We start from the raw sequence: 25,439 nt of genomic DNA on the forward strand, positions 1-25,439 counted from the left end.
TTGTCAGCGCTGAACCGGCACCGGGGCAGAGGCGGAGGCGGAAGCAGAGGAAGACGCATCGCGCTGGTGCGGGAGCGGTGACCCCCACGGCTGGACCGAGACCGTCCGCGTGGGGGCGGGGATGGAGATCGACTCCGCCCGGTACCGCTCGTGCAGGCGTTTGATGAACTCGTGCTTGATCCGGTACTGGTCGCTGAACTCGCCCACGCCCAGGATCACGGTGAAGTCGATCCGGGAGTCCGCGAACGTGTGGAAGCGGACGGCGGCCTCGTGGTCGGCGACCCCTCCGGAGACGTCGGCCATCACACCGTCGACGACGTCGAGGGTGACCCGCTCGACGTGCTCCAGGTCGCTGTCGTAGCCGACACCCACCTGGACGAGGATCGACAACTTCTGTTCCGGCTGGGTGAAGTTGGTCATGTTCGTCCGCGCGAGGCGTCCGTTGGGGATGATCACCAGGTTGTTGGACAGGTTGCGCACCACGGTGTTGCGCCAGTTGATGTCCACGACGTATCCCTCCTCGCCGCTGCTGAGCCGGATGTAGTCACCGGGCTGCACCGTCTTCGAGGCGAGGATGTGCACTCCCGCGAAGAGGTTAGCGAGTGTGTCCTGCAGCGCCAGCGCGACCGCGAGACCGCCGACCCCGAGCGCGGTGAGCAGCGGCGCGATGGACACGCCCATGGTTTCGAGTGCGACGAGGACGCCCATCGTCAGCACGACGACACGCGTGATGTTGACGAAGATGCTGGCCGATCCGGCCACTCCCGTGCGGGCCTGCGCCAGCGACTGCACGAGCCCCGCGACGATCCTGGCCGCCGTGACCGTGGCGATGAGGATCAGCAGGGCGGTCAGCGACTGGTTCACGAGCCCGGTGACCCGCGTGGTGAGCGGCAGCGCCGAGGCCGCCGCGGCGGCTCCCCCGATGACGGCCGCCCAGGGTGCAAGGGTGCGCAGGGCGTCGACGATGGCGTCGTCCCCCCTCCACGCCGTCCTGCCGGCGTGTACGCCCAGCCACTTCAGGAGCGCGCGCAGCAGCAGTCCGGCCGCGACACCCGCCGCCATCGCGATGGCGGCCACCACCCAGTCGTGCAGGACGAGGTCCCGGCTCAAAGGATCCCCTCCGCACCGCGGCGGGCCTGGGGACCGGCGAGGGGCGCGGCCGCCCGGCGTATGTGTCGTCTCGTCACTTTGCCACCTGTCAGATCGTGCTGTGCGAAGCCCCGTTCGGGCATGTGTGCGCACGCGAAGCGGGCTGCCATCCTGCCCCATGGGCAGCGGGCCACCGCGAGCGGGCCGGTCTCACCGGAGAACCGCGTCGATCATCCGGCGGGTGACGGAGGTCAGTTCGGCCAGGTCCGGCGCCGGTCGGGAACGGGCGAAGGCGCCGGCCAGCCGGTCGTAGAGGAGCCCGTCGGCCCAGGCGACCAGGAGGTCGGCCGCCGCTTCGGGGCGGTCGGCGCCGAGTGCGGCGAGGATCCCCGCCGCCCTGGCCCGTGAGGCTCGGCCGGCCCGGTGGAAGTCCGTCTCCAGTTCAGGGTTGCGGGCCGCCTCGAGGCTGAGCTCGAAGCGGGCCAGCTGACGTGCGCGGCCCTCCGTGAGCCAGCGGTACAGCAGCCCGGCGAGCGCCGCCGCGGCCGCCGCACGGTCCGGCAGCGGTTGCGGCGGCCCGTCCCCGTCGAAGTCGGCGAGGTCCAGCTCCGCCAGCCGCTGGTAGCAGGCGGCGATCAGCGCCGTCCGCGTACGGAAGTAGTACGAGGTGCTGCCCGCCGGCAGCCGCGCCGCGCCGTCGACCGCGCGGTGGGTCAGGGCCCGCAGCCCGCCGGCGGCCACGAGGGCGATCGCGGTGTCCGCGATGAGGGTCCTGCGGTCGGGTCCGTGTTCTGGGGGCGACATGAGGTCACTCTACCGATGTAGAGTGCCGGATCCGCCGTACGTGGAATGAGCGCCGTGCCCGCGCGCGTTGAGACTCGTTGTTGAGGTTCGTTGACCGTTCAACACGAAGGCAGGCAGATCGCATGACGACCGAGATCGACTGGGACAACCCGACCGATCCGAAGCCCGGAAGCTGGATTCACGACCACGTCAAGCTCTACGTGGGCTCGAACGGGGCCGAGGGCCAGTTCTGGAACGGCACCCAGACCCTGCTGCTCACCACCGTGGGCAGGGTCTCCGGCAACCCGGTGCGCACGCCCCTCATCTACGGTGAGGACGAGGGCCGCTACCTCCTCGTCGCCTCCAAGGGCGGCGACCCGGCACACCCGCTGTGGTACCGGAACCTGACCGAGCACCCCGAGGTCCGCATCCAGGTCGGCCCCGAGATCCTCCAGGGCACGGCCCGTACCGCGACCCCCGAGGAGCGCGCCGCGTACTGGCCGCTCATGGTGAAGCACTGGCCCTCGTACGACGAGTACCAGACCAAGACCGACCGTGAGATCCCGATCGTCGTCATCGAGCCCGTCAGCGCCGGATAGCCACGGGGTCAGTGCCCCAGCACCGCCATCGCCGCGTTGTGTCCGGGGACCCCGCTGACGCCGCCGCCGCGCACCGCCCCCGCACCGCACAGCAGTACGTTGCGGTGGGCGGTCTCCACGCCCCACCGTCCCACGGTGTCGGTGTCCGCGGCCCCGTAGGGCCAGGACAGGTCGCGGTGGAAGATGTGCCCGCCGGGCAGGCGCAGTTCGCGCTCCAGGTCCAGCGGGGTCTTCGCCTCGATGCACGGGCGTCCGTCGCCGTCGAAGGCCAGGCAGTCCGTGAGCGGTTCGGCCAGGTGGGCGTCGAGCTGCGCGAGCGTGCCGGCGAGCAGGACCTCGCGCGCCTGCTGGTTGTCGTGTCCGAACAGCCGGGCCGGGGTGTGCAGGCCGAAGAGGGTGAGCGTCTGGTAGCCCTGCTCCACCAGCTCGGGCCCGAGGATCGTCGGATCCGTCAGGGAGTGGCAGTAGATCTCCGAGGGCGGTACGGAGGGCAGCTCTCCGGACGCCGCCTCCGCGTAGGCGCGGGCCAGTTCGGTGTACCCCTCCGCGATGTGGAAGGTGCCGCCGAAGGCCTCGCGCGGGTCCACGGCGGTGTCCCGCAGCCGGGGCAGCCGGCGCAGCAGCATGTTGACCTTGAGCTGGGCGCCCTCGGGCGCGGGCTCGGCCGGTGTCTCGCCGAGGAGTTCGGCCAGCGCCCGCGGAGAGGCGTTCACCAGCACCGTGCGGCCGACGACCCGTCCCTCCCCCGTCTCCGTCCGGAACACCACCTCCGCCGGTGAAGCCCCGTCCGTGTCGATCCGCAGGACCTCGTGCCCGGTGGCGATCTCCGCCCCTGCGGCCCGCGCGGCGGCGGCGAGGGCGTCCGTCAGGGCGCCCATGCCGCCCACGGGCACGTCCCAGTCCCCGGTCCCGCCTCCGATGACGTGGTAGAGGAAGCAGCGGTTCTGCGCGAGCGAGGGGTCGTGCGCGTCGGCGAAGGTTCCGATCAGCCCGTCCGTGAGGACGACTCCGCGTACCAGGTCGTCGGCGAAGCGGCGTTCGACCGCCTGGCCCAGCGGCTCCTCGAACAGCATCCGCCAGGCGGCCTCGTCGTCGATCCGCGAGCGCAGCTCGTCGCGGGTGGGCAGCGGTTCGGTGAGGGTCGGGAACACCGTGCGGGCCACGTGCCCGGTGGTCCCGTAGAACGCGCGCCAGCTCTCGTACTCCCGCTCCGAGCCGGTCAGCCGCGCGAAGGACTCCCGGGTGCGCCGCTCGTCGCCGCCGACGAGGAGTCCGCCGGGCCGGCCGCCGCGTTCCACGGGCGTGTACGAGGAGACGGTGCGGCGGCGGACGGCGAACCGCAGGCCCAGGTCGCGCACGATCTTCGGCGGGAGCAGGGAGACGAGGTAGGAGTAGCGCGAGAGGCGGGCGTCGACTCCGGCGAAGGGGCGGCTGGAGATGGCCGCCCCGCCGGTGTTCCCGAGCCGTTCCAGTACGAGGACCGCGCGGCCCGCTTGCGCCAGGTACGCGGCGGCCACCAGGCCGTTGTGCCCGCCCCCCACGATCACGTCGTCGTACACGTCCCGCCCGAAGGTCGTCATGGCTCTTGGTAGCACACCTGGCCGAGGCGCTCCAGACAGTACGCCTCGTCGGCGTGGGCCAGGGCGGTGTCGGGATGTTCGTCGCCCAGGGCCCTCTCGCGGATCCCGGCCAGGTCCCGGTAGATGGGCAGCGCCTCCTCCCAGCGGCTCAGCCGGCCCAGTCCGGCGGCGAGTTCGCGGCGGCTGACCAGGGTGTCCGGGTGCTCGGGGCCGAGCACCTCGGCGCGTGCGGCGGCGACCTCGCGCGCCTCGGCCACCGCCTCCTCCCAGCGGTCCAGCCGGCCCAGGTTGACGCCGAGGACGTGGCGGGCCCGCAGGGTCTCCGGGTCGGCGGCCCCGTACGCGCGGGTGCGGTCGCGGACCAGGGCCCGGAACAGGTCGAGGGCCTGGACGCTGTTCCCGGTGCGGCCGAGCGCGATGCCGGCCTCGTAGCGTGCGGCCAGGGTGTCGGGGTGGTCGCGGCCGAGCACCCGTTCCCGTACGGCGGCCACCTCGCGGAACGCGGCCAGGGCCTCCTGCCAGCGCTCCAGGCGGCCGAGCGCGTACGCCACCTCGTACTGGGTCAGGAGGGTGTCCGCGTGCTCGGCGCCGAGCACGGCGGCCCGGTCGGCGGCGACCGCGGCGGCGGTGGCGTGCGCCTCCGCGAACCGGCCCAGCGCGCCGAGGGCGCACGCCAGGTTGTGTCGGCAGCGCAGGGTGTCGGGGTGGAGCGGCCCCGCGGTGCGCTCGCGGGCGACGAGCACCGCGCGGTAGATCGCGTACGCCTCCGGGTGGCGCCCGAGCCTGCCCAGTTCGTACGCCGTCTCCTGGCGCGCGGCCAGGGTGTCGGCGTGGTCCGGGCCGAGCACCCGCGCGCGGCCCTCGGCCACGGCTTCGTACACGGCCAGGGCCTCCTTGGGGCGGCCGGCCCGGCTGAGGGCGAAGGCGCGGGTGTGGCCCGCGGCGAGGGCGTCGGGTCCGGTCTCGCGCGGGCCGGGGAGCCGCGGAGCACCGTACGGGGCGGTGAGCCGGGGGTCCTCGGCGGGCGCCGGGCGGACGATCCGCTGTGTGCCGCTCACGCGCGGGGCCGTCCAGGAGCCGGTGAGCACCGCCCACTCGCCGCTCGCGGGACGGGCCTCGATCCCGGCCTTGCGCCCGGCGGTCATCCCGTTGGCCCAGGCCGGGAGGGGGGCCTGGGCGCCGGGGAGACCGACCGGGCCGAGGCGTGCCTCGACGAGCCGCCGGTGCAGGTGGAGGGCGTCGCCGGGCCGGTCCTCGGGGCGCTTGGCGAGGAGGTCCAGAACCACCCGTTCGAAGTAGTCGGGCAGTTCGGGCCGGTGCTCGCGCAGCGGCACGGGAGCGGTGTCGCGGTGCCCGACCAGCACGGACCAGGAGTCGCCGAGGTCGAAGGGCGGGGCGCCGGTGGCGATCTCGTAGAGGACGCAGCCGAGGGAGTAGAGGTCGCTGCGGTGGTCGACCTCGCCGCCCGCGATCTGCTCGGGCGACATGTAGTGCGGGGTGCCCATGGCCATGCCGCCGCCGGTGAGCTTGGCGGTGAAGCCGATGTCGTGGGCGAGGCGGGCGATGCCGAAATCGCAGATCTTCACGGTTCCGTCGGTCAGCCGCATGATGTTGGCCGGCTTCAGGTCGCGGTGGACGACGCCCTGGTCGTGGGTGTAGCCGAGGGCGGCCGCCATCTGCTCCGCGATGTCGACGACCACCTCGACGGGGAGCGGGCGGGTCTCGTTGTCCTCCAGGAGCTGGCTGAGGTTGCGGCCTTCGAGGAGCTCCATGACGAGGTAGAGGGGCCCGCCGGCGGCGCTCTCGTCGCCGAAGTCGTGGACGACGGTGACGCCCCGGTGCTGGAGGGACGCGGCGACGCGCGCCTCGCGGCGGAACCGCTCGCGCAGCACCTGGGTGAAGTGGGCGTCATGCTCCGCCCCGATCGGCTTGAGGCACTTCACGGCGACCTGCCGGCCCAGAGATTCGTCCCGGGCCCGCCACACCTCGCCCATGCCGCCGCGACCGATCAGGTCGAGCGACCGGTAACGGCCCTGGATCAGTCTGGACTCCGCCATGTCGTGAAGTCGCCCCCGTTGTCGTGCCTCGCCCTCCCCGGCCGGTCCAGTATGGCCGCTGATGTACGCAGTGTGTACGGGGAGGGGCGACTCCCGGGGCCCATGCGGCGCATCGCTTTCAAGATGTGACCTGGGGGCAGCTGCCAGCGCAGACCTGCGGGAATGCTGCGCAGCACGTGTCCGGTGAGGCGCATGCGTCGCGTGACGGTGCGTGGGGCGGGTGCGGGGCGCCCGTACAGCTGGTGCGCCCAGCCGGGGAGGGACCCGTAGGCGAGCGCGGCGAGCGGGCGCCACAGCAGGTTTCGGCCAGGCACGAGGAGCGGGTGGACGGGCGGGCCGCGCAGGAAGTCGTCCACGGCACGGGCGTCGGGGCCGGCGGCAAGTACGGGGCGGACCTCCTCGAAGTACGCGGCGAGCCGTGCGGTGTCGGCGGGGACGGTGGCCGGGTCGAGCCCGACGAGGCGGGCGTTCACGCGGTTCTCGTCGACGTAGCGGTCGGCCTGGGCGGCGGTGAGCGCGATGCCGGAGCGGCGCAGGACGTGCAGGAAGCTGTCGATCTGGGCGCAGTGGATCCAGAGCAGCAGTGCGGGGTCGTCGACGGGGAAGCGCTCGCCGGTGTCCGGGTCGGTGGCGGAGAGCTTGCGGTGGATCGCCCGGACGCGGGCACCGGCGCGTTCGGCGTCCTCGGTGGTGCCGTAGGTGAGCGTGCCGACGAAGTCGGCGGTGCGCAGCAGCCGCCCCCACGCGTCCTTCCTGAAGTCGCTGTTCTCCATGACCCCGCGGACGGCGCGCGGGTGCAGCGCCTGGAGGTAGAGGGCGCGGACGCCAGCGATCCACATCACCGGGTCGCCGTGGCACTGCCAGGTGACGGACGCCGGACCGTACAGCCCCGGGTCGGGGACGGCCGCGCCGTTTCCCATCCCCATCCCCGTACCTCCTTGCCACAGACGCCCGGTGGCTCCAGCGTACGGCCTCGGTGTTAGCGTCGCGCCATGTCCAAGAGCGAGATCGACACGGTGACCGCCGAGTTCTTCGGCGCCTTCGACAACCGGGACGGCAGGACCGCCGACGTGGGCCGGATCCGCCGGCTGGTCGTCCCGGGCGGCGTGATCGTCAAGACGGGCCCGGAGTTCACGGTCTACACGGTGGAGGAGTTCGTCGAGCCCCGCCTGCGGCTGCTGGCGGACGGCCGGCTGCTCGAGTTCGCCGAGTGGGAGACCTCCGAGCGCACCGAGATCGCGGGGGACATCGCCTCGCGGTTCGGCGCGTACCGCAAGTCCGGGATCCTGGACGGCGAGCCCTTCGAGGGCGGCGGGACCAAGACCATCCAGTTCGTCCGCACCCCGGAGGGCTGGCGCATCTCGGCGTTCGCCTGGTACGACCAGCCCTGACGGCGGAATGACGGCCCCGGTCGCCGTCCCGTGTCCGTGTCCGTCAGCGGCGGACGCGGGGCATGCCGAGGCCGATCCAGGAGATGATCTCCCGCTGGATCTCGTTGTTGCCGCCACCGAAGGTGAAGATGACGGCGCTGCGGTAGCCGCGTTCGAGTTCGCCGTGCAGGACCGCTCCGGCGGAGCCGTCCTTCAGGGAGCCGGCCGCGCCGACGACTTCCATGAGCCAGGCGTACGCGTCCCGGCGGGCCTCGGAGCCGTAGACCTTGACCGCGGAGGCGTCCTGGGGGGTCAGGGTGCCTGACTGGACGGCGCCCACCATCTGCCAGTTGAGCAGTTTCATCGCGTCGAGCCGGGCGTGGGTGCGGGCGAGGCGGCCGCGGACCCAGGAGAGGTCGATCACCCGGCGGCCGTCGGCGAGCTTCGTCTCGGCGGCCCAGCGCTGCACGTCGTGCAGGGCCCGGATGGCCATCGTGCCGTGGGCGGCGAGGGTGACGCGCTCGTGGTTGAGCTGGTTGGTGATCAGGCGCCAGCCCTTGTTCTCCTGGCCGACGCGGCGGGTGGCGGGGACGCGGATGTCCTCGTAGTAGCTCGCGGTGGTGTCGTGCGAGGCGAGGGTGTTGATGAGGGTGCAGGAGTAGCCGGGGTCGGAGGTCGGCACCAGGAGCATGGTGATGCCCTTGTGGGCGGGGGCGTCCGGGTCGGTGCGCACCGCGAGCCAGACCCAGTCGGCGGTGTCGCCGTTGGTGGTCCAGATCTTCTGCCCGTTCACCACGTAGGTGCCGGTCTCCTCGTCGCCCTCTCGGACCGCCTTGCACGTGAGCGCGGCGAGGTCGGTGCCCGCGTCCGGTTCGCTGTAGCCGATGGCGAAGTCGATCTCGCCCGCGAGGATCTTCGGCAGGAAGTACGCCTTCTGCTCGTCGGTGCCGAACTGCATGATGGTCGGCCCGACGGTGTTGAGCGCCATCAGGGGCAGCGGTACGACGGCCTGCGCCGCCTCGTCGAAGAAGATGAACTGGTCCATCGGCGACATCCCGCGGCCGCCGTACTCCTTCGGCCAGCCGACGCCGAGCCAGCCGTCGGCCCCGAGCCGGCGGATGGTCTCCCGGTAGAACCGCTTCTGCGCGGCCGGATCCTCGTAGCGGGCGTAGACGTCCTCGGGCACCAGGTCGGCGAAGTAGGAGCGCAGCTCGGTGCGCAACTGCTGCTGCTCAGGCGTGTATTCGAGGTGCACGGCCCCTCCGGGTGTCTCGCTCGTCCAGCCGGTCGCTGTGTGGCGGCGGTCAGAGTAGAACCCGTTACATAAATTCGGAAGGGGCCGCGGGCGCCGGCCTTTGCCGTCAGTTGAGGGCGCTGATCATGGCCGCGGCCGTGACCGCCATCGCCGTTCGGGCGGCCGTCAGGTAGGGCCTGGGGTCGGCCTGGGTGAGGTGGGTGCGGATCGCCTCGGTCATGGCCACGTTCAGGGCGGTGCCGATGTTGACCTTGCGGATGCCGCCCGCGACGGCCGCCGCGAGCTCCGCGTCCGGCAGCCCCGAGGAGCCGTGCAGGACGAGCGGTACGTCCACGGTCTTGGCGAGCCGGGCCAGCAGCGCGTGGTCCAGGGAGGCGGTCCGGCTGGTCATGGCGTGGCTGCTGCCGATGGCGACGGCCAGCGCGTCGACCCCGGAGTCGGTGACGAACCGGCGCGCCTCGTCGGGGTCGGTACGGGCGCCGGGCGCGTGCGGGTCCAGCGGGGCGGCGCCGTTCTTGCCGCCGACCTCGCCGAGCTCGGCCTCGATCCACAGCCCGTTGGCGTGCGCCCAGTCGGCGGCGGAGCGGGTCGCCTCCAGGTTCTCGCCGTACGGGAGGTGCGCGGCGTCGTACATCACGGAGCTGTATCCCGCGTCGCCGGCCTGGCGCAGCAGCTCGGGGCTCTTGACGTGGTCGAGGTGCAGGCCGACCGGGACCCCGGCGGCCTCGGCGCAGGCGGCGGCCGCACGGGAGATGGGGAGCAGCTGTCCGCCGCGGAACTTCACGGCGTTCTCACTGAGTTGGAGGATGACCGGCAGCCCGGCCGCCTCGGCTCCGGCGACGACCGCTTCGGCGTGCTCCAGGGTGATGATGTTGAACGCGGCGACGGCGCGGCCCGCGCCCGCCGCCTCGCGGACGAGCGCGCCGGCGGGGACGAGGCTCATCGGACCGCCTCCTCTCCGGTGGTCAGGATCACCGAGCGGGTGAGGTGGCGCGGCGCGTCGGGATCGAGCTGCTGGTGGGCGGCGACGGCGAGGGCGAGGCGGTGTACGCGGACCAGCTCGGCGAGCGGGTCGAGCCGGCCCGCCACCCACTGGGAGCCGGTGCTCCGCACCTGCTCGGCGAGCCCGTCGGGGGCCTCGTCCAGCGACCAGGTGACGGTGCCGGGCCCGGAGATGCTGATGGGCCCGTGCCGGTACTCCATCGCCGGGTAGGACTCGGCCCAGGACAGCGAGGCCTCGCGCATCTTCAGGGCGGCCTCGTGCGCGAGGCCGACGCTCCAGCCGCGGCCGAGGAAGGTGAACTGCCCCCGGCTCTCGAGCTCGGCGGGGAGCGGCTCGGCGAGCGCGGTGCGGGCGTCGGCGACCACGGAGGCGCGGTGCAGGCCGGCGTGGGCGCGGAGCAGGGTGAGGGCGGTGGTGGCGAAGCGGGTCTGCACGACGGACCGTTCGTCGGCGAAGTCGAGGACGACGAGTTCGTCGGCGACGGTCATCACCGGGGTCGCCGGATCGCCGATGACGGCGGTCGTGGGCACGCCCGCGTCCCGCAGACCGGCCAGCAGGTCCAGCACCTCGGTGGTGGTCCCGGACCGGGTGAGGGCGACGACCCGGTCGTAGCGGCGGTGGCGCGGGAACTCCGAGGCGGGAAAGGCGTCGGTCTCGCCCTGGCCGGCCTCCTCGCGCAACACGGCGGCCGCCTGGGCCATGTAGTACGAGGTCCCGCACCCGACGATCGCGGTACGCTCCCCCGGCTGCGGCAGCACCGCCCGCCGGGCCGGGGCCAGTTCGGCGGCCCGCTCCCAGCATGCGGGCTGCGTGCCCAACTCGTGCGCGACGTGACTCATGCAGGCTCCCTCAGGCGCGGCAGACGGTACTCAATGCGTTTTCCTGCAAGGTAGCGGGCCGTTTCACGCAACTTCAAGCATCAACGAGTGGATCGCCTGAGTTAATGTCGGCGGGTAGGCCGATGGAGCACACCGAAGGGGGCGGCCGATGACCCGCAAGGAGCGCTGGCAGGCACTGCTGGACCTGCTGGTGGAGCGGGGCGAGGTGGAGGTGGAACCGGCTGCCGAGGCCCTCGGCGTGTCCGCCGCGACCATCCGCCGCGACCTCGACCAGCTCGCCGAGCAGCAGCTGCTGGTCCGTACCCGCGGCGGGGCCGTGCTGCACGGGGTCTCGTACGAACTCCCGCTGCGCTACCGCACGTCGCGCCGCGCCGCCGAGAAGCGCCGCATCAGCGAGGCGGTCGCGGCCCTGATCACCCCGGGCGAGGTGATCGGCCTGACGGGCGGCACCACGACCACGGAGGTCGCGCGGGCCCTGGCCGGCCGCCCGGACCTGGCCCAGGGCTCCCCGGCGCTGACCGTGGTGACCAACGCGCTCAACATCGCGGGCGAACTGGTGATCCGGCCGCAGTTCAAGATCGTGCTGACGGGCGGTGTGGCCCGCCCGCAGTCCTACGAGCTGACGGGCCCGCTGGCCGAGCAGGTGCTCGGGCAGCTCGCGGTGGACACGGCGGTGCTCGGCGTGGACGGCTTCGACCCGGCGGACGGCGCGGCCACCCGCCACGAGGACGAGGCCTCGGTCAACCGCCTGCTGTGCGAGCGGGCCCGACGGGTGGTGATCGCGGCGGACTCCAGCAAGCTGGGCGTGCGCGCCTTCGCCCGTATCTGCGCGACCTCGGCGGTGGACGTCCTGGTGACGGACACGGGCCTGGCGGCCGGGGTGGCCCGGGAGTTCGAGGCGGCGGGGGTGGAGGTGCTGAGGGTGTGAGCCGCCCCCGGGGATCGCGGGGCCGGGCTCAGTGCGCCGGCAGCCGCTCGGACTCCCGGACCAGGGCGGCCAGGACGGGGGCGATGAGCGGGTGGGTCTCGCCGCCGCGGCGGGTGGCGGCGAAGACCCGGCGGGTGGCGGCCGGCCCGGCGACCGGCCGGACCTGGACCTCCTTGAGGTCCATGCCCCGCAGCGCCGAACGCGGCACCAGGGCCACCCCGGCCCCCGCGCCCACCAGCGCCGTCACCGCGCGGAAGTCGTCGGACGAGTGCACGAACCTCGGCTGGAAGCCCGCCAGTTCGCACGCGAGCAGCGTCACGTCGTAGCAGGGGTTGCCGGGGTACTGGCCCACCCAGTCCGCGTCGGACAGGTCCGCCAGCGCCACCGCGGGCAGGTCGGCCAGCGGGTGCCCCGAGGGCAGCACGGCGTCGAAGGGCTCCGCGTACAGCGGCAGGACGGACAGCCGGGCGTCGTCCGCCCCCGGCCCGCCCCGGTACTCGACCGCCAGGGCCACGTCCGCCTCGCCGTCCAGCAGCAGCGGCAGGCTCTGGTCCCCCTCCGCGTCCCGGACCCGCAGCCGGATACCGGGGTGCTCCAGCGCCAGCCGGCCGATGGCCGGGGCCAGGACCTCCGCGATGCCGGTGGCGAAGGCGGCCACCGTCACCTCGCCCGCCGAGCCGCCCGCGTACGCCGCGAGTTCGGCCTCCGCCCGCTCCAGCTGGGCCAGCACCTCGTGGGCGTGGCCGAGCAGGATCTCACCGGCCGCGGTGAGCCGTACGCCCCGGCCGCTGCGGGTGAGCAGGGCGTGGCCCGTCTCCTGTTCCAGAGCCGCGAGCTGCTGGGAGACGGCGGAGGGGGTGAGGTACAGGGCTGCGGCCGCGGCGGTCACCGTACGGTGGTCCGCCACGGCCCGCAGGATGCGCAGCCGGCGGGGGTCGATCACCCCACCATTGTCTCAGGCCCCGTCGGCCACCAGCGCCGCACGGGCATCGGCGAACGCGGCCACCGCGCGCTCCACGTCGGCCGTCGAGTGGGCCGCCGAGAGCTGCACGCGGATCCGCGCCGCGCCCATCGGCACCACCGGGTAGGAGAAGCCGATCACGTAGACGCCGCGCTCGAGGAGCAGCTCGGCCATCCGGGCCGCCTCGGCCGCGTCGCCGATCATCACGGGGGCGATGGCGTGGTCGCCGGGCAGGATCTCGAAGCCGGCCTCGGTCATCTTCGTACGGAAGAGCGCGGTGTTGGCGGCGAGCTGCTCGCGCAGGTCGCCGGCCGACTCCAGCAGGTCGAGGACCTTGAGGGAGGCCGCCGCGATGACCGGGGCGAGGGAGTTGGAGAAGAGGTACGGGCGCGAGCGCTGGCGCAGCAGCTCGACGATCTCGGCGCGCGCCGCGACGTAGCCGCCGGAGGCGCCGCCCAGGGCCTTGCCGAGGGTGCCCGTGATGATGTCGACGCGGTCCATGACCCCGTGCAGCTCCGGGGTGCCGCGGCCGCCGGGGCCGACGAAGCCGACCGCGTGCGAGTCGTCGACCATGACCATGGCGTCGTAGCGCTCGGCGAGGTCGCAGATCTCCTGGAGGGGGGCGACGTAGCCGTCCATGGAGAAGACGCCGTCGGTGACGATCAGCTTGCGCCGGGCGCCGCCCTCGGCGGCCTCCTTGAGGCGGGTCTCCAGCTCGCCCATGTCGCGGTTGGCGTAGCGGAAGCGGCGGGCCTTGGACAGGCGGATGCCGTCGATGATCGAGGCGTGGTTGAGGGCGTCGGAGATGACCGCGTCCTCGGCGCCGAGCAGGGTCTCGAAGACACCGCCGTTGGCGTCGAAGCACGAGGAGTAGAGGATCGTGTCCTCCTGGCCGAGGAACGCGGACAGCCGCGCCTCCAGCTCCTTGTGCACCTCCTGCGTACCGCAGATGAAGCGGACCGAGGCCATGCCGTAGCCCCACCGGTCGAGGGCGTCCTTCGCGGCGGCGACCACCTCGGGGTGGTCGGCCAGCCCCAGGTAGTTGTTGGCGCAGAAGTTGAGCACCTCGCCGGCAGCGCTGGCGGCCCCGCCCGCCGTGACGGCGACGGCCGCGTTCTGCGGGGTGCCGATGACGCGCTCGGGCTTGTGCAGGCCGGCGGCGCGGATCTCGTCGAGGGTGGTGCGCAGGTCCTCGCGGACGGACTCGAACATGGTGCGTTCTCCTTGTGCGGCGGAGGGGGCCGGGCCCCGCGGAAGGGGGGAGGGCTTGCGGGGCCCGGCCGGAGGGAGGTGGTGACGGGGGACGGATGGGGGCGGGTAGGGCCCTACGCCGTCCAGTCCAGGATGATCTTGCCGCTGCGGGCGGTCGAGGCCTCGTCGAACGCCGCGTCGAAGTCGCGGTGCGAGTAGCGGCCGGTGATGACCGGGCCGAGGTCGAGCCCGCCCTCCAGCAGCACCGTCATCGCGTACCAGGTCTCGAACATCTCGCGGCCGTAGATGCCCTTGATGGTGATCATCGAGGTGACGACCTTGGCCCAGTCCACCGGGAACTCCTGTGCGGGCAGGCCCAGCATGGCGATCCGGCCGCCGTGCGTCATGTTGTCGATCATGTCGCGCATCGCCTCGCCGCGGCCGGACATCTCCAGGCCGATGTCGAAGCCCTCGCGCAGCCCCAGCTGGGCCTGCGCGTCGGCGATGGAGGACTCGGCGACGTTCACCGCGAGCGTGGCGCCCGCCTTGCGGGCGATCTCCAGCCGCTCGGGGCTGACGTCGGTGATCACGACGTTGCGCGCACCGGCGTGCCGGGCCACGGCCGCCGCCATGATCCCGATCGGGCCGGCACCCGTGATCAGCACGTCCTCGCCGACGAGGGGGAAGGACAGCGCGGTGTGCACGGCGTTGCCGAACGGGTCGAAGATCGCCGCGACGTCCAGGTCGACCGCGGTCCGGTGCACCCACACGTTCTGCGCGGGCAGCACCACGTACTCGGCGAAGGCGCCGTCGCGGCCGACCCCGAGGCCGATCGTGCTGCGGCACAGGTGGCGGCGCCCGGCCAGGCAGTTGCGGCACTTGCCGCACACCAGGTGGCCCTCGCCGCTGACCAGCGCGCCGATCTCGATGTCGCGGACGTCCGCGCCGAGCGCGGCGACCTCGCCGACGAACTCGTGGCCGAGGACCAGCGGGGTCTTGACGGCGCCCTGCGCCCAGCCGTCCCAGGCGCGGATGTGCAGGTCGGTTCCGCAGATGCCGGTGCGCAGCACCTTGATCAGCACGTCGCCGGGGCCGTACTCGGGCTCGGGAACGTCCATGAGCCACAGTCCGGGCTCGGCCTTGTGCTTGACGAGTGCCTTCATGGGGTGGCTCCAGGCATGCGGAAGGGGGCGCCGCGGAACGCGGGCTGCGCGGACGGCGCCGGTGACGTGCACCAATCTGCCGAGACGCGTGGTGATCAGTCCATCGAGACTTTCTTAAGCGGGTCCACAGCCCAGCTTCACGCCTATGCTCCTCCGATGACGGGGTAGGGTCCCGGGGCCGGGGGTGGTCCGGGGAAAAGGGGAGGTGAGGGGCGTGCCGAGTCTGCGCAGCAGGGCGCTGTCGGTGGCGCTGATCGCGGCGGGACGGCGAAGACGGTTCGCGAGCGTCGAGGCGGTGCGCACCCGCGTGGCCGAGTCCGCCCGCCGGCCCGCTTCCCATCTGCCGCCGCGCTCGCTGGGGCGGGTCGCGGACATCTCGCGGACCTTCGTCGGGGCCTGGCCGGTGTACGAGGTCTCCCCGCGCGGGATCGAGCCCGCGGCCCGGGTGCTGTACGTGCACGGCGGCAGCTACATCAACGAACTGGTCCGCCCGCACTGGGCGATGATCCGGACCCTGGTCACGCAGGCGCGGGCGCGGGTCGTCGTACCCGCGTACATCCTCGCCCCGCGCGGGACCGCCGACCGGACGGTCCCGGTGGCCGCCGACCTGCTCAGCGGCCTGATCGCGAGCGGGGGCGCGGGCGGGACCGTGCTCATCGGGGACTCCGCCGGGGCCGGGCTGGCGCTGGCCGCCGCCCAGCGGCTGCGCGACCGCAACGGGGCCCAGCCCTCCCGGATCGTGCTGATCTCGCCGTGGCTGGACGTGACCATGAGCCATCCGGACCAGGCGGGCATAGAGGCGGACGATCCGATCCTCGCCCGCGCGGGGCTGCGCGAGGCCGGGCGGCTGTACGCCGGGACCCTGGCCGCCGACGATCCCCGGGTGAGCCCGCTGCACGGCTCCTTCGCGGGGCTGGCGCCGCTGACGGTGTTCACCGGGACCCGGGACGTGCTGACCACGGACAGCAGGGAGCTGGTGCGCCGGGCCCGCGCGGCGGGGGCGGAGGTGGAGCTCCACGAGGAGGCGGGGCTGCCGCACGCCTACCCGCTGCTGCCGGTGCCGGAGGGGCGGGCGGCGCGCGACCGGATCGTCGAGCTGATCCGGTCGGCGACGGAGCTGTGAGCCCCTCGGCTACGCGACGCAGGTCATCAGCGAGCTGATCGGCCAGGCGCGGTACGCCGTCCAGTACGCGTCGTCGCGTTCACGGTCGGCGGGCGGGGTCCGGTTCGGCTGCCAGCCGATGGTGCTGAAGCCCGCCTCGACGGCCGCTTCGGCGAGCTCGGCGTGCGCCCACTCGTGGAACTCGAAGGGCACCGGGGGTTCGATGAGGAAGTGCGCCTTCAGCAGCGGCGCGTCGCCGGTCACGACCCGGTCGAGGATGCGGACCCCGTACGGCGACCAGTCCACGCGGGGGAACGCCCCGGCGTTGGGCACGATGGCGAGCAGCCGACCGCCCGCGCGCAGGCTGGCGCGGACGGAGCGGAACATCGCGTGCAGCGACGCGCGGTCGGGCGTGTGGTTGAAGGGGTAGACGGCGGTGGCGAGGTCGAACGGCCCGAGGTCGGGCAGGCCGTCGGCGTCGGCGACGTGGTACTCGATGTTCCCGATGTACTCGCTGTTCCCGGCGCCCGGCCGGTCCTGCTCCGCGTCGTGCTCGCGGGCCAGCTTGATCATCTCCTCCGAGGCGTCCACGCCGACGGTGCGCCGGGCGCCGCCGCGGGCCAGCAGCCGGGTGTTGTAGCCGTAGCCGCAGGCCAGGTCGAGGGCGTCGAGCCCGCGCACCCCGCCGAGGGCGTCGAGGGCTCCGTGGAGGGTGTAGGTGTCGGCCGCCGAGAAGGCCGCCGTCCTGGACTCGGCGTACCGCTCGCCGAGGGTGTCGTACTGGAACCGCATGCTCTGCCTTCCGGTGGCCTGCCGGGCGGGGGTGGGATGCGTATCGTGCCCCGCGGTGCGCCCGCCGTGCGGCCGTACACCCGTGCGTCCCCCGGACGAGGGAAGCGGTCGGCCTATCGCGGGTGCCCGGCCCGGTCCGGGCGGTCGTGCCGTACGGGGCCTCCCCGGCCTCCCGCCGCACACCGCGCAGCAGGTGCGGCCACCACCGCCGGAGGCGCATGCTGACGGTGTGACGGCGAGACCGGACAGTGGCGGCGGCCCCGCCCCGGATGCCGTGGCCCAGGTGCTCGCCCGGGCCGCGCTCGAGGTGGTGACGGCCGTCGGCGGGTACGCGGGCGGGGTGTACCTGCGCTCCGGGCGGCAGGGACTGCTGCGGATGGCCGTGGTCACGGGGCTCCCGGTGCCGCTGTTCCGGCCCTGGTGGCGGATGGCGACGGGCCGCCCCTATCCGGTCGCGGAGTCCTACCGGTCCGGGCAGTCCGTTCACCTGCCCGACGCGGAGGCGGCGATGCGCCGCTTCCCGCAGCTGATGGCGGGGCTGCCCTTCCCGTTCGCCTCGATGTACGAGCCGGTGACCTCCGGTGCCGAGCGGTTCGGGGTGCTGATGGTGCTGCGCACCGCGACCCCCGGGGTCCCGGTGGGGCCGGTGGACCGCGAGCGGCTGCGCCGGGCGGCGGACCGGCTGGCCGGGGAGCTGGCGGAGCTGACCGCGGCGGGGGATCCGGTGGTCTGGGACGGCGACCCGCTGGCGGTGGAGCAGCCCGCCGCCGGCGGGGGCGCCCGGGAGGCCGTGGAGCGGCTCGCGCAGGCCGTGCTGTCGGTGGACCGGCAGGGCAGGATCGGCTACGTCAACGCGGCCGCCGAGCAGCTGCTCGGCACGGACGGGCCCCAGCTGCGCGGGCGGGTGCTGTGGGAGGCGCTGCCCTGGCTCGGGCATCCCGCGTACGAGGACCATTTCCGGGCCGTCTTCATGTCCACCGAGCCGGTGCACTTCCCGGCCCGGCGCGGCCGCCGCATGCCCGCCCAGTGGGTGTCGGTGGACCTGTATCCCGGCCCCGACGGGGTGACCGTGACGATCGGCGCCACGGAGACCCCCTCCTACGCGACCGCCTCGATGGCCCGTCCGGGAGGCGACCTGGGCTCCCCCGCCGACCGGGCCTCCGCGCTGTACCGGCCGGTGGCCCTGGCCATCGCGCTGACCGAGGCGGTCACGGCCCGCCAGGTGTCCGCGGTGGTCACCGAGGAGCTGCTGCCGGCCTTCGGCGGACGCCAGCTGGCGATCTACCTGCTGGACGAGCGGCATCTGCACCTCGCCTGGGAGACCGGTTTCCCGAAGGGCTTCCTCGACCGGTTCGACGGGGTCGGGCTCGATGTACGGCTGCCGGGCGTGGAGACCCTGACCTCGGGCCGCCCGCTGTTCTTCGAGTCGATGGAACACCTCGCCGCCGCGTACCCGGGCATCCAGCTGGACGCCCACGTCGGCGCCCGCGCGTTCCTGCCGCTGATCGCGTCCGGCCGCCCGGTCGGGTCGTGCATCCTGGGTTTCGACGCGCCCCGCGGTTTCAGCCCGGAGGTGCGTACGGTGCTCACCGCCCTGGCCGGACTGATCGCCCAGGCACTGGAACGGGCCCGGCGCTACGACAGCGAGGCGGCCCTCGCCCGCGGACTGCAGTCCGCGCTGCTGCCGCACCGGCTGCCGGTGCACGAGCAGGTGGAGACGGTGGGCCGCTACCTGCCCGGCACCCAGGGCATGGACGTCGGCGGGGACTGGTACGACGTGGTCGAGACCGGCGGCGGACGGCTGGCGCTGGTCATCGGGGACGTTCAGGGGCACGGGGTGGCCGCCGCCGCGACCATGGGCCAACTGCGCAGCTCCGTAAGGGCCTTCGCACTGATCGGCAGCACACCGGACCAGGTGATGCGCGGTACCAACCAGCTGCTGATCGACCTGGACCCGGGCCAGTTCGCGAGCTGCTGCTACGTGGTGCTGGACCCGGCGTCGGGCTCCGCCGAAGCCGTCCGGGCCGGGCATCCGCAGCCGCTGCTGCGCCACCCCGACGGCCGGACCGAGGTGCTGGACCTGGCCGGCGGGGTGGTGCTCGGCATCGACCCGGATGCCTCGTACCCGGTGACGGAACTGCACCTCGCGACGGGTTCGGTGCTCGCCCTGTACACGGACGGGCTGGTGGAGAAACCGGGCGCCGACATCGACACCGGGGTGGAGCGGCTGCGGGCGGGGCTGGCCGCGGCCCGGCCGGGCCCGCTGACCGAGACGGCCGACCGGCTGGTCAGCGAGGCGGGCAACTCGGCCGACCGGCCGGACGACATCGCCCTGCTGCTGGCGTCCCGGACGGGCCTTGACCGGCACCCGCCTCCGGTCAACCGGAATGGCGGCCTTCGGGATCGTCCCGGGACAGCGTGAGGGCGGTGTTGACCAGGCCGATGTGGCTGAAGGCCTGGGGGAAGTTGCCGAGTTGGCGCCCGGAGACCGGGTCGTACTCCTCGGCGAGCAGGCCCACGTCGTTGCGTACCGCCAGCAGCCTCTCGAACAGGATGCGCGCCTCTTCGCCCCGCCCCGTCAGGCAGAGGGCGTCGGCCAGCCAGAAAGAGCAGGCCAGGAAGGCCCCTTCGTCGCCGGGCAGACCGTCCACGGAGGGGCCTTCGGTGCTGTAGCGGCGGACCAGGCCGCTGCGGCCGAGCTCCTCCCGGACGGCGTCGACCGTGCCGATGACCCGCGGGTCGTCCGGCGGCAGGAAGCCGACCCGCGGGATGAGCAGGGTCGACGCGTCGAGCTCGCGGGAGCCGTAGTACTGGGTGAAGGTGCCCCGCTCCTGGTCGTATCCCTTCTCGCACACGTCGCGGTGCACCTCCTCCCGCATGAGCCGCCAGCGCTCGAGGTCGCCCGGCATCGAGGGGTGCTTCTCCAGGGTCCGTACGGCCCGGTCGGCGGCCACCCAGGCCATCACCTTGGAGTGCACGAAGTGGCGGCGCGGACCGCGCACCTCCCACAGCCCTTCGTCCGGCCGGTGCCAGTTGCGCTCCAGGAAGTCGAGGAGCGCCAGCTGGATCCGCCAGGCGTGGTGCTCGGAGGGGAGCCCGGCGGACCGGGCGAGGTGCAGGGAGTCGATGACCTCGCCGTACACGTCGAGCTGCAGCTGGTCGACCGCCGCGTTGCCGACGCGCACGGGGGCGGAGGAGGCGTAGCCCCGCAGCCAGCCCAGTTCGGTCTCGGGGAGCCGCCGCTCTCCGGCGATCCCGTACATGATCTGCAGGTCGGCGGGGTCACCGGCGACGGCGCGCAGCAGCCAGGCCCGCCAGGCGCGGGCCTCGTCGAGGAAGCCGGTCGCGAGGAGCGAGTCGAGGGTGAGGGTGGCGTCCCGGAGCCAGCAGTAGCGGTAGTCCCAGTTGCGGACCCCGCCGAGCTCCTCGGGCAGCGAGGTGGTGGCCGCGGCGACGATGCCGCCGGTCGGGGCGTAAGTGAGGGCCTTGAGGGTGATCAGGGAGCGGGTCACGGCCTCGCGGTAGGGGCCCTCGTAGCGGCACTGCCGGGACCAGTCCCACCAGTCGGCGAGGCTCTGCTCCAGGGCCGTGTACGGGTCGGCGGGCTCGGGGCGCGGCTCGTGCGAGGGGTGCCAGGTGAGCACGAACGCGACCCGCTGTCCCGCGGCGACCGGGAACTGCGAGCGGGTGCTGTTCTCCTCGCCCCAGGTGCGCACGGGCGGCTCGCTGCGGAACCACGTGGAGTCGGGTCCGGCGACGGCGACCCGGTCCCCGTCCGAGCGGCGGACCCACGGGACGACGTGGCCGTAGTCGAACCGGAGGCGCAGGGTGCTGCGCATGCTGACCCTGCCGGTGACGCCCTCGACGATGCGGATCACATCGGGGAAGACCTCGCGCTGGGGCATGAAGTCGACGACCTTGACGGTGCCGGTCCCGGTCTCCCAGTAGGACTCGAGGACCAGCGTGCCGTCGATGTAGGCCCGGCGGGTGCACTGCTCGCCGTCGGCGGCGTCGAGGGGGGCGATGCGCCAGTGGCCGTTCTCCTCGTCGCCGAGGAGCTTGGCGAAGCAGGCCGCCGAGTCGAAGCGCGGCAGGCACAGCCAGTCGATGGACCCGTCGCGGCCGACCAGCCCACTCGTCATCAGGTCGCCGATGAGTGCGTAGTCTTCGATGGGTTGTGTCATTTGTGCGCTCTTCCCCCGAATGTCCGGGGCCAATCAGTGCAGGCCCCGGACACCCCTGCGCGTGCCGGACCTGCGTGCGCCCTAGCCGCGGACGAGGAGCAGCACGGCGGCGAGGACCACGCCGAGGGTGACGGCGAGGGCGCCGTGCGCCAGGCGGTGGCCGCGCAGGACCGGCAGGAAGCGGTCGACGGCGTACCGGCCGGGGCCGGTCAGGGCGAGGGCGGCGGCGCCCGCGGTGAGCAGCAGTTCGTACTCGATGCCCTCGGGGGCGAAGAAGGATCCGGTGCCGTGCACGGCGATCGCGTTGATGAGGGTGCCGACGACGGCGGCGCCGGCGAGCGGGGTGAGCAGGCCGACGGCGAGGCCGAGGCCGCCCAGGGTCTCGGTCAGGCCGGCGAGGACGGCCATGGCGTCACCGGCGGGGTATCCGCTGGCGGTGAAGAACTTCCCGGTGCCGCCGATGCCGCCGCCCCCGAACCAGCCGAAGAGCTTCTGGGAACCGTGCGCGGCCATGGTCAGGCCGAGGACGAGGCGCAGGAGCAGCAGCCCGACGTCGTGACCCGGGGTCGAGAGAGCGAGGGGGCCGCCGGTGGCGGGCTGTGCGGCCGGTGCGGGGGCCTGCGGCTTCGCCGTGGCGGCGGAGGGGCTGGTCATGGGGGATCCTTCCGGTCGGGCGGCCCGAGGGGGACGGGGTGGGCAAGAGTTGTTCAAATTCGAACCGCCGAGCCGACCCTAACCTTTGATTCAAATTCGAACAACCCGTAGGCTGGGTGCCATGGCTGAAACGAGATGGCTGGACGATCGCGAAAAGCGCGCCTGGAGCGGATTCCTGGCCGCCTCGGCCCTGGTGAACCGCCGTCTCGACCAGCAGCTTAAGGACGACGCCGGCCTCTCGCACCCGCAGTACGAGATCCTCGTCCGGCTCGCCGCGGCCCCCGGCCGCGAGCTGCGGATGACAGAACTGGCCAATGGCCTGATCAACTCCAAGAGCGGGCTGACCTACCAGATCACCCAGATGGAGAAGGCCGGGCTGGTCCGCCGCCGCAGCTGCCCCTCGGACGTCCGCGGGGTCTTCGCCGTCCTCACCGACGCCGGCAGCGCACGCCTGGACGAGGCGGCGCCCGGCCACGTGACCGCGGTCCGGGAGATCCTCATCGACGTCCTGACCCCCGAGCAGCTCGACGCGCTCGCCGACGGACTGGGCGAGGTCGGCCGGCGCCTGCGTGCGGAGGGCGCCTGAACGGCGGGCCCCTGGTACGCGGGCCGGCGGGGCGGGTATAGGGGCGAAATGGACGGAACGATCTGGATCGCGCTCGCCGCGGCCGTCGCGGCCGGGCTCGCGATCACCGCCGCCGTGCTGCTCGTACGGGTCCTGCGGACCCGGCGGCTGCTGCTCGACGCCGGGATCCCGCTGCGCGACAAAGCCCTGTTCTGGGTCGCCGTGATCTATACAGTCTCACCGGTGGATCTGATTCCGGACCCGGTGTACCTGGACGACGTCGGCGTGCTGCTGCTGGCGCTGCGCTCGCTGCACGCGGCTGCCGCGTCGGCGTCGGCGGCGGCTACGGCCCGGCCCGTGAAGGAGCCCGGCCCGGTGTGACCGGCCGGGCACGCGGTTTCACATCACGCCGCGGGGGCGGAACTGGATGCTGATGCGGGGGCCGACGGCCCGCGTCGACTTGGGTACCGCGTGCTCCATGGTCCGCTGACATGAGCCGCCCATGACGACGAGGTCGCCGTGCCCCAGGGGCAGCCGCAGCAGGGTGGGTCCGCCGTCACGGGGCCGGAGGGCGAGGTCCCGGGGGTCCCCGACGGAGACGATCGCGACCATGGTGTCCTCGGTGGCGGAGCGGCCGGTGCGGTCACCGTGCCAGGCCACGCTGTCGCGGCCGTCGCGGTAGAGGCACAGCCCGGCGGTGGCGAACGGCTCGCCGAGTTCGGCGGCGTAGTGACGGCTCAGGGTTTCGCGGGCCTCGGTGAGTGCGGCGTGCGGAAGGGCCTCGCCGGCTCCGTAGAAGGCGAGCAGGCGGGGCACCTCCACCTCGCGCTCGTACATCTGCCGCCGCTCGGCGCGCCAGGGCACGTCGGCGGCCAGCCGCTCGAAGAGCGCGTCGGATCCGGTCAGCCAGCCCGGCAGGTGATCGACCCAGGCCCCGGCACCGAGCGGGGTGCGCCGGATGCCGGCGAGCGGCCCGAGCCGGATCTCGTCGTCCTGGTCGAAGAGGGAACCCTGCAGTCCCATGCCGTGTGCTGCGTGCATGGCTCCACCCTAACGCCGAAACCGAACACCTGCACGAATACAGCGGGGCCGGGACTGCGCCACACTTCTCCTCAGGCCGAGCTTCCTGGGAGACAACCGTGAAGATGCTGATCAACAGTCCGGACACCGTGGTCGCCGACGCCCTGCGGGGGATGGCGGCCGCTCATCCCGAGCTCGACGTCGACGTGGAGCGGCGGGTCGTCGTACGGCGGGACGCGCGGGACGGGGGGCGGGTCGGGCTGGTGTCCGGGGGCGGCTCCGGGCACGAGCCGCTGCACGCCGGGTTCGTGGGGTACGGGATGCTGTCGGCCGCGTGTCCGGGGGAGGTGTTCACCTCGCCGGTGCCCGATCAGATGCTGCGGGCGGCCGCGGCCGTGGACTCGGGGCAGGGGGTGCTGTTCGTCGTCAAGAACTACACCGGCGACGTGCTGAACTTCGAGATGGCCGCCGAGCTCGCCGAGGAGGACGGGCTGCGGGTCGAGCGCGTACTCGTCAACGACGACGTCGCCGTGACGGACAGCCTGTACACCGCCGGGCGGCGCGGCACCGGGGCCACGCTCTTCGTGGAGAAGATCGCCGGGGCGGCGGCCGAGGAGGGGGCGCCGCTGGAGCGGGTCGCGGCGATCGCCCGGCGGGTCAACGACTCCTCGCGCAGCTTCGGCGTCGCCTTGAGCGCCTGCACCACGCCCGCCAAGGGCAGCCCCACGTTCGAACTGCCCGACGGGGAGCTCGAGCTGGGCGTCGGGATCCACGGGGAGCCGGGCCGGGAGCGGCGCCCGATGATGCCCGCCCGGGGGATCGCCGAGGTCGCTGTGGGCGCCGTACTGGAGGAGCTGGCGGAAGTGGGCCCGGCCGACGGGCCCGTGCTGGTGCTGGTCAACGGCATGGGGGCGACGCCGCTGCTGGAGCTGTACGGGTTCCACGCCGAGGTGGCGCGGGTATTGGAGGCACGCGGAGTAGCGGTGGCGCGCACCCTCGTCGGGAACTACGTCACCTCGCTGGACATGGCGGGATGCTCGGTGACGCTGTGCCGGGTCGACGAGGAACTGCTGCGACTGTGGGACGCCCCCGTGCAGACGGCCGCGCTGCGCTGGGGCCGCTGACCGTAAGGTGGCCGTGGGGCCCGCCAGGCTGATCCGATACGAGGAGATCCGGTGCGTGACGCAGACTTCTTCCGGCGCTGGATGACGGCGGCGGCCGCCGCGGTGGAGCGCGAGGCGGACCGGCTGACCGAACTCGACTCGCCCATCGGGGACGCCGACCACGGGAGCAACCTGCTGCGGGGCTTCACCGCGGTGGCGGCCGCCCTGGCCGCGGAGGCCCCCGCGACGCCGGGCGCGGTGCTCCAGCTCGCGGGACGGACGCTGATCTCGACCGTCGGCGGCGCGTCGGGGCCGCTGTACGGGACGCTGCTGAGGCGCACCGGCAAAGAGCTCGGGGAGGCCGCGGAGGTCTCCGACCAGATGCTGCGCAAGGCCCTGTACACGGGGGTGGGCGCGGTGGCCCAGCTGGGCGGGGCGGCGCCGGGCGACAAGACGATGCTGGACGCCCTGGTGCCGGGGGTGGCCGCGCTGAGCACCTCGTACCGGGCGGCGGGGGACGCGGCGGAGCAGGGGGCCCTGGCGACGGTGCCGCTGCGGGCGCGCAAGGGCCGGGCCAGCTACCTCGGCGAGCGGAGCATCGGGCACCAGGATCCGGGCGCGACCTCGTCGGCGCTGCTCCTGACGGCGCTGGCGGACGTGGTGGACGACCTGAATGTGACGACCACCGCGGTGGCGGCGGCCGCCGCCGGGCCGGATCCCGCGGACACGGGAGACGGCCTGGTCGGCATCGTGCTGGTCTCGCACAGCGCGCTCGTCGCCGACTCGGTGGCGGAGCTCGCCCGGGGCCTGGCGGCGGGCGGGCCGATGGCGCCGGTGGCCACGGCGGGCGGCACGGCCGAAGGCGGCCTCGGCACGAGCGCGGAGCGCATCCTCACGGCCGCCCGGGAGGTGGACCGGGGCGCCGGTGTCGCCCTGCTGGCGGACCTGGGCAGCTCCGTTCTCACGGTGAAGTCACTGCTGGCGGAGGGCCAACTCCCGCCGGGGTCCCGGCTGGTGGACGCGCCGTTCCTGGAGGGCGCGGTGGCGGCGGTGGTCGCCGCCTCCGCCGGCGCCGCCCTGCCGCAGGTCGAATCGACCGCGGGCGAGGCGTACACGTACCGCAAGGCGTGATCCCTGCGCCGGCAGCCCCGGAACCCCGGCCGGGGTCCGGTCGGCGCTCGCGCCTCCCGGCCCCGCCGGA

At 73.6% G+C, this 25,439-nt stretch carries 24 protein-coding genes and 1 pseudogene; 10 read left to right on the forward strand and 15 right to left on the reverse strand.

Annotated features, from left to right (window positions below; all coding sequences use genetic code 11):
- Nucleotides 1-3 precede the first annotated feature (3 nt).
- Together ACIPUC_RS09675 and ACIPUC_RS09680 are read right to left on the reverse strand one after the other, a co-directional pair.
- Nucleotides 4-1,110 (reverse strand): mechanosensitive ion channel family protein, encoded by a 1,107-nt coding sequence (locus tag ACIPUC_RS09675; protein ID WP_446588122.1) that lies wholly within the window; start codon nt 1,108-1,110, stop codon nt 4-6.
- Between the two features lie 189 nt (nt 1,111-1,299).
- Complete coding sequence (locus tag ACIPUC_RS09680; RefSeq protein ID WP_446588124.1) at nt 1,300-1,893, reverse strand: TetR/AcrR family transcriptional regulator; 594 nt, start codon at nt 1,891-1,893, stop codon at nt 1,300-1,302.
- 122 nt (nt 1,894-2,015) lie between these two features.
- Between ACIPUC_RS09680 and ACIPUC_RS09685 the strand changes: the two genes are divergently transcribed.
- Nucleotides 2,016-2,471 (forward strand): nitroreductase family deazaflavin-dependent oxidoreductase, encoded by a 456-nt coding sequence (locus ACIPUC_RS09685; RefSeq protein ID WP_446588126.1) that lies wholly within the window; start codon nt 2,016-2,018, stop codon nt 2,469-2,471.
- An 8-nt stretch (nt 2,472-2,479) separates the two neighbouring features.
- Here the strand turns inward: ACIPUC_RS09685 and ACIPUC_RS09690 are convergent, their stop codons facing one another.
- Genes ACIPUC_RS09690 through ACIPUC_RS09700 form a run of 3 tightly spaced genes read right to left on the reverse strand, consistent with a single transcriptional unit; the run spans nt 2,480 to nt 7,034 of the window.
- Entirely contained in the window at nt 2,480-4,051 is a 1,572-nt protein-coding gene (locus ACIPUC_RS09690; RefSeq protein ID WP_446588128.1) for a phytoene desaturase family protein, read from the reverse strand.
- Nucleotides 4,048-6,108, reverse strand: a complete 2,061-nt coding sequence (locus ACIPUC_RS09695; protein ID WP_446588130.1) for a protein kinase domain-containing protein — start codon at nt 6,106-6,108, stop codon at nt 4,048-4,050. Before ACIPUC_RS09695 ends, ACIPUC_RS09690 begins: the two co-directional genes overlap by 4 nt.
- Nucleotides 6,090-7,034: an oxygenase MpaB family protein gene (locus ACIPUC_RS09700; RefSeq protein ID WP_446588132.1), complete on the reverse strand. Its 945-nt coding sequence runs from the start codon at nt 7,032-7,034 to the stop codon at nt 6,090-6,092. Before ACIPUC_RS09700 ends, ACIPUC_RS09695 begins: the two co-directional genes overlap by 19 nt.
- Nucleotides 7,035-7,100: 66 nt before the next feature.
- Here ACIPUC_RS09700 and ACIPUC_RS09705 point away from each other — a divergent pair, with 66 nt between their 5' ends.
- Nucleotides 7,101-7,499 (forward strand): DUF4440 domain-containing protein, encoded by a 399-nt coding sequence (locus tag ACIPUC_RS09705; RefSeq protein ID WP_446588134.1) that lies wholly within the window; start codon nt 7,101-7,103, stop codon nt 7,497-7,499.
- Between the two features lie 43 nt (nt 7,500-7,542).
- Here the strand turns inward: ACIPUC_RS09705 and ACIPUC_RS09710 are convergent, their stop codons facing one another.
- The 3 genes from ACIPUC_RS09710 to ACIPUC_RS09720 all read right to left on the reverse strand — a co-directional run bounded on the left by ACIPUC_RS09710 (nt 7,543) and on the right by ACIPUC_RS09720 (nt 10,575).
- Nucleotides 7,543-8,733 carry an acyl-CoA dehydrogenase family protein gene (locus ACIPUC_RS09710; protein WP_446588136.1) on the reverse strand — a complete coding sequence of 397 codons (1,191 nt, stop codon included), beginning with the start codon at nt 8,731-8,733 and terminating at the stop codon, nt 7,543-7,545.
- Nucleotides 8,734-8,839: 106 nt separating this feature from the next.
- Nucleotides 8,840-9,676, reverse strand: coding sequence for a class II fructose-bisphosphate aldolase (locus tag ACIPUC_RS09715; protein ID WP_446588138.1), 837 nt, complete (start codon nt 9,674-9,676; stop codon nt 8,840-8,842).
- Nucleotides 9,673-10,575: an SIS domain-containing protein gene (locus tag ACIPUC_RS09720; RefSeq protein ID WP_446588140.1), complete on the reverse strand. Its 903-nt coding sequence runs from the start codon at nt 10,573-10,575 to the stop codon at nt 9,673-9,675. Before ACIPUC_RS09720 ends, ACIPUC_RS09715 begins: the two co-directional genes overlap by 4 nt.
- Nucleotides 10,576-10,723: 148 nt before the next feature.
- On the opposite strand from ACIPUC_RS09720, the gene ACIPUC_RS09725 reads away from it, so the two are divergent.
- Nucleotides 10,724-11,503, forward strand: coding sequence for a DeoR/GlpR family DNA-binding transcription regulator (locus tag ACIPUC_RS09725; protein ID WP_446588141.1), 780 nt, complete (start codon nt 10,724-10,726; stop codon nt 11,501-11,503).
- A 28-nt stretch (nt 11,504-11,531) separates the two neighbouring features.
- Here ACIPUC_RS09725 and ACIPUC_RS09730 read toward each other — a convergent pair whose 3' ends face one another.
- The 3 genes from ACIPUC_RS09730 to tdh form a co-directional block, all read right to left on the reverse strand.
- Entirely contained in the window at nt 11,532-12,446 is a 915-nt protein-coding gene (locus tag ACIPUC_RS09730; RefSeq protein ID WP_446588143.1) for a LysR substrate-binding domain-containing protein, read from the reverse strand.
- A gap of 12 nt (nt 12,447-12,458) precedes the next feature.
- Entirely contained in the window at nt 12,459-13,676 is a 1,218-nt protein-coding gene (locus ACIPUC_RS09735) for a glycine C-acetyltransferase (protein ID WP_446588145.1), read from the reverse strand.
- A 113-nt stretch (nt 13,677-13,789) separates the two neighbouring features.
- Nucleotides 13,790-14,818, reverse strand: coding sequence for an L-threonine 3-dehydrogenase (gene tdh, locus ACIPUC_RS09740; RefSeq protein WP_446588147.1), 1,029 nt, complete (start codon nt 14,816-14,818; stop codon nt 13,790-13,792).
- A 214-nt stretch (nt 14,819-15,032) separates the two neighbouring features.
- On the opposite strand from tdh, the gene ACIPUC_RS09745 reads away from it, so the two are divergent.
- Nucleotides 15,033-15,941, forward strand: a complete 909-nt coding sequence (locus ACIPUC_RS09745) for an alpha/beta hydrolase fold domain-containing protein (protein WP_446588149.1) — start codon at nt 15,033-15,035, stop codon at nt 15,939-15,941.
- A gap of 9 nt (nt 15,942-15,950) precedes the next feature.
- Here the strand turns inward: ACIPUC_RS09745 and ACIPUC_RS09750 are convergent, their stop codons facing one another.
- Nucleotides 15,951-16,712 (reverse strand): class I SAM-dependent methyltransferase, encoded by a 762-nt coding sequence (locus tag ACIPUC_RS09750; RefSeq protein ID WP_446588151.1) that lies wholly within the window; start codon nt 16,710-16,712, stop codon nt 15,951-15,953.
- A gap of 307 nt (nt 16,713-17,019) precedes the next feature.
- Here ACIPUC_RS09750 and ACIPUC_RS09755 point away from each other — a divergent pair, with 307 nt between their 5' ends.
- Nucleotides 17,020-19,134, forward strand: a complete 2,115-nt coding sequence (locus tag ACIPUC_RS09755; RefSeq protein ID WP_446588910.1) for a SpoIIE family protein phosphatase — start codon at nt 17,020-17,022, stop codon at nt 19,132-19,134.
- Here ACIPUC_RS09755 and ACIPUC_RS09760 read toward each other — a convergent pair.
- Both ACIPUC_RS09760 and ACIPUC_RS09765 read right to left on the reverse strand, forming a co-directional pair.
- Entirely contained in the window at nt 19,091-20,896 is a 1,806-nt protein-coding gene (locus ACIPUC_RS09760; protein WP_446588153.1) for a glycoside hydrolase family 15 protein, read from the reverse strand. The two genes, ACIPUC_RS09755 and ACIPUC_RS09760, sit on opposite strands and share 44 nt — an antisense overlap.
- Nucleotides 20,897-20,977: 81 nt before the next feature.
- Nucleotides 20,978-21,550 carry a DoxX family membrane protein gene (locus tag ACIPUC_RS09765; protein WP_446588154.1) on the reverse strand — a complete coding sequence of 191 codons (573 nt, stop codon included), beginning with the start codon at nt 21,548-21,550 and terminating at the stop codon, nt 20,978-20,980.
- Nucleotides 21,551-21,671: 121 nt separating this feature from the next.
- Between ACIPUC_RS09765 and ACIPUC_RS09770 the strand changes: the two genes are divergently transcribed.
- Nucleotides 21,672-22,136 carry a MarR family winged helix-turn-helix transcriptional regulator gene (locus tag ACIPUC_RS09770; RefSeq protein WP_446588156.1) on the forward strand — a complete coding sequence of 155 codons (465 nt, stop codon included), beginning with the start codon at nt 21,672-21,674 and terminating at the stop codon, nt 22,134-22,136.
- Between the two features lie 48 nt (nt 22,137-22,184).
- Complete coding sequence (locus tag ACIPUC_RS09775) at nt 22,185-22,496, forward strand: YkvA family protein (RefSeq protein WP_446588158.1); 312 nt, start codon at nt 22,185-22,187, stop codon at nt 22,494-22,496.
- A gap of 18 nt (nt 22,497-22,514) precedes the next feature.
- Here the strand turns inward: ACIPUC_RS09775 and ACIPUC_RS09780 are convergent, their stop codons facing one another.
- Nucleotides 22,515-23,156, reverse strand: coding sequence for an alpha-ketoglutarate-dependent dioxygenase AlkB (locus ACIPUC_RS09780; protein ID WP_446588160.1), 642 nt, complete (start codon nt 23,154-23,156; stop codon nt 22,515-22,517).
- Between the two features lie 98 nt (nt 23,157-23,254).
- Between ACIPUC_RS09780 and dhaK the strand changes: the two genes are divergently transcribed.
- The 3 genes and pseudogenes from dhaK (at nt 23,255) to ACIPUC_RS09795 (ending at nt 25,369) form a co-directional block, all read left to right on the forward strand.
- Nucleotides 23,255-24,259: a dihydroxyacetone kinase subunit DhaK gene (dhaK, locus tag ACIPUC_RS09785; protein WP_446588162.1), complete on the forward strand. Its 1,005-nt coding sequence runs from the start codon at nt 23,255-23,257 to the stop codon at nt 24,257-24,259.
- Nucleotides 24,260-24,310: 51 nt separating this feature from the next.
- Nucleotides 24,311-24,907, forward strand: a pseudogene (gene dhaL, locus ACIPUC_RS09790) (dihydroxyacetone kinase subunit DhaL); the annotation flags it as partial.
- A gap of 81 nt (nt 24,908-24,988) precedes the next feature.
- The gene (locus ACIPUC_RS09795; RefSeq protein WP_446588912.1) at nt 24,989-25,369 is read left to right on the forward strand and encodes a PTS-dependent dihydroxyacetone kinase phosphotransferase subunit DhaM; all 381 of its coding nucleotides are present in this window, start codon (nt 24,989-24,991) and stop codon (nt 25,367-25,369) included.
- Nucleotides 25,370-25,439 lie beyond the last annotated feature (70 nt).

Source organism: Streptomyces sp. LARHCF249 (genome assembly GCF_052871255.1).